The organism is Okeania sp. SIO2F4 (assembly GCF_010672385.1).
Classification (GTDB): domain Bacteria; phylum Cyanobacteriota; class Cyanobacteriia; order Cyanobacteriales; family Microcoleaceae; genus Trichodesmium.
In genome coordinates this window covers 1-3,487 of sequence record NZ_JAAHGT010000990.1, presented here as the reverse complement: position 1 = coordinate 3,487, position 3,487 = coordinate 1, and the positions used below count along the sequence as shown (strand labels likewise).

The following is a 3,487-nucleotide window of genomic DNA, read 5'->3' as shown; positions in this document are numbered from 1 at the left end:
CGTTTATATTGGGGACCTTATGTTGTGGGAGAAACAAGCTTTCCTATTTGGAATACAGAAACATTAGAATGGCAGTTAATTTTAAGGCCATGAAAAAAATATCGGTAGTTGTGCATAGTAATGGTAGAGCTAGCGAGGGAGTAGGGGAGTAGGGGAGTGAGGGAGACCTGAAGCAAGAGCAGGGTCAATTTATTGTCACGCTTAGAAAAATTTTATCCTTTGAAATATAGTAAATCTTGCTAGAATTAGTTAACCAAAAATATAGGAATATAGGGTTATAAATATTCTCTGACGACTAAGACTTACACGAATAACTTAATCTGAATGAAACTAATACAACAGTTAGAAATTATTAATTGGTTTAAAGCTCAACCAAAAAATCATCTTTTGACATTAGGACTTTCTATTTTATGGCTTTCGTTACTTGCTTGGCTAGCTTTCTTTTGTAATCTTGGTAATATTGGTTTAATTGATGAAACAGAGCCACTTTTTGCTGAAGCTGCTCGTCAAATGGTAGAAACTGGAGATTGGATTACACCTTATTTTAATGGGGAAACTCGGTTTGATAAGCCACCTTTAATTTATTGGTTAATGGCGATCGCTTATTATCTTTTTGGTATTAATGAATGGTCTGTCCGTTTCCCTTCAGCAATATCTGCAACTGCTTTAATGTGTTTTGGTTTTTACATCCTTTATAGATATGGTTACGATCGCCAGAATTCTCAGATATATACCTCTGAAAATAAGTTTTTAATGGTGAGATTATTAATCGCATGGATTGGCGCTGGGATGATAGCTTTAAATCCAGAAACTATTGCTTGGGGGCGTATTGGAGTTTCTGATATGTTATTAACAGGCTGTATGTGTTCGGCACTATTTGCCTTTTTTATGGGATATGCTTCACAAACAGAAAATACTCATATTCCTCAGCAAAAAAACAGTCAAATACAGAGACAAAAGGTTTCATCTGCGCCAGATAAAAATCAATCATCAAAAACTACAAAACTTCCCATTTTTAACAAGTGGTATTTAGCTTTTTATATACTAATATCTTTAGCAGTTCTCGCCAAAGGTCCGATTGGAATTGTTTTACCGGGAATGATTATTGGTTCCTTTTTATTATATGTAGGTAATTTTTTTCGAATCTGGCAAGAAATAAATATTCGGCGTGGCATTTTAATTTTTTTTACTATTACATTCCCTTGGTATTTTCTTGTTACTTTAGTCAATGGGAAAGAATATATTGATAGTTTTTTTGGTTATCACAATTTTGAACGTTTTACTAGAGTTGTGAATCACCATCAAGCACCCTGGTATTTTTACTTTTTAGTTGTACTAATTGGTTTTGCACCCTGGTCTATTTATCTACCAATAGCGATCGCTAAAACTAAGTTTTGGCAACTCGGTTATTGGCGTAGTAAACCTAGAACTGAACAGTTAGGTTTATTTGCTTTTTTCTGGTTTATTTGTATCTTTATTTTCTTCTCCATCTCTGCTACTAAATTACCTAGCTATGTTTTACCATTAATGCCAGCAGCAGCAATATTAGTAGGATTATTTTGGAGCGATATTATTATTAATGGAGATTCTCTATCTAGTCAGACTAATAAATCTGAAGATAATTCGACTCAATCATCTATCAAACCTACGGATGATTCTGTTGAACTTGTTCCTAGATTAGTCAGAAATACTTCTCAATCAAAAGGTCGATTTTTATCTTTCTCAGTTATCGCCAACATCATTTTTTTACTAATTTTAGCTCTAGGAATTATCTACAGTTTTAACTGGCTAGATAGAGACCCAGCTATGCCATATTTCCCAGAATTAATTAGAAAATCTGGTTTATTAATTCGCGGTGGATTAATCTTGATAACCACAGCAATAGTTATTGGATTTCTTTGGAGAAAAAAACAAACTTCTTGGGTTTGGAGTGCTAATTTTATTGGATTAGTAGCTTGTTTAATTTTTACTATTAATCCAATGATGTTTTTAGTCGATCAAGAACGTCAATTACCCTTACGTCAATTAGCTCAAACTATTGTTGAAGTCAGACAACCAGGAGAAGAAATAATAATGATTGCCTTTGAAAAACCTAGTTTAGTTTTTTACACTAAGCAACAAGTAGAATTTTTCCGACGCGCTACAAATGCTAGAGAATATTTAGAGGAAATTGTGGAAAAAGATTCTTCTGGTAATGTTGTGATGATTGGTTATCCAAAAAAGTTTATTCATGCAGGATTACAACCAGGAGAATATCAATATTTAGACAGTCGTGGAGCTTATCAATTAGGGAAAGTTCCTAAGAATCTTTTTATGAAGGAGTCAGGAGCGAAGAAGGAGTCAGGAGACAGGAGTCAGGAGTCAGAATGAAGGGAGGAAGAAGGGGTTAGGAGACAGGAGTCAGTTCGTAACATTTTCTTTCTTAAAAAACTGGTATTATAATTATTTGTGATAATGACTGGAAGCGTCGTAATGACCGTTGATAATCGTTATTTTTAACCTGTTTTTTCCTAAAGTCCAGTTAGGAGGTATGGTTTGATTTTTTCAATGTTAATAGACTTCGTTAAAGGGTGTAAAATTCCATTAAAAATTATCTTGTCTGCAAGAGTATGAAATTACCTAACGGGGAGCAAGCGGAAGTTGCAATGGAAAAGTTAACTAATTATTGTTTAAATCCTGAACAATAAGAGCGGAAAAAATAAAGCTAGAGTTTTCAAATCTCGTTTAGGTATTACTCAAGAAAATGCTGAATTATTATTATCAATGATTCGTCTAGCGGCCATAGAAGGAGAAGTGGTTCAGCAAGCACGGACAGATTTTGGTCAACAGTTTAAGGTAGATTGGACAATACCTAATCAAGAAGGAATGCAACTTCGGACGATTTGGGAAGTCACTTCTACGAATGCAAATCCTCGTCTTATTTCTGCGTTTATTAGGTAAATCGACATGAAAAATATTTTAATGTTAGATACAGTGGCAATTATTTATCCGATTACTAAGGAAAGATTAACCTTAGTTGAACCCGAATTTATGTCTATTGAAAACTTACCCAGTGGACAGGTGGGAACGGTGGTGGAAATTTATGAAAAAGGTGGAGAAAAGCAATATTTAGTGGAGTTTGCTGATAGTCAAGGACGGGAATATGCAATGGCAACTTTAAAGGAAGATGAGTTATTGCCATTACATTATGAACCTTTTGTGGCTTAATTATTGTTTATTAATTTTACTTTGTAACGACTAAAATAAGTGGTAGTGGTAGCAGATGAAAACCCCACGGATTTCAAGGAAACTGTTTACAAATTAGAGAGAAATACTGCTGAATCAAAATTTCAATTTTTCGATTTTTCAGTTATCGCCAATATCATTTTTTTACTAATTTTAGCTCTAGGAATTATCTACAGTTTTAACTGGCTAGATAGAGACCCAGCTATGCCATATTTCCCAGAATTAATTAGAAAATCTGGTTTATTAATTCGCGGTGGATTAA

General features: G+C 34.0%; 3 protein-coding genes and 1 pseudogene. All 4 read left to right on the top strand.

The window, feature by feature from the left end:
• Positions 1–324 precede the first annotated feature (324 nt).
• Complete coding sequence (locus F6K22_RS36095) at positions 325–2,370, top strand: ArnT family glycosyltransferase (RefSeq protein ID WP_293109440.1); 2,046 nt, start codon at positions 325–327, stop codon at positions 2,368–2,370.
• Between the two features lie 303 nt (positions 2,371–2,673).
• Positions 2,674–2,940: a DUF6883 domain-containing protein gene (locus tag F6K22_RS36090; RefSeq protein WP_363275183.1), complete on the top strand. Its 267-nt coding sequence runs from the start codon at positions 2,674–2,676 to the stop codon at positions 2,938–2,940.
• Positions 2,941–2,946: 6 nt separating this feature from the next.
• Complete coding sequence (locus tag F6K22_RS36085) at positions 2,947–3,207, top strand: DUF4926 domain-containing protein (protein WP_293109436.1); 261 nt, start codon at positions 2,947–2,949, stop codon at positions 3,205–3,207.
• Positions 3,208–3,246: 39 nt separating this feature from the next.
• Positions 3,247–3,487: pseudogene (locus tag F6K22_RS36080) on the top strand (glycosyltransferase); the annotation flags it as partial.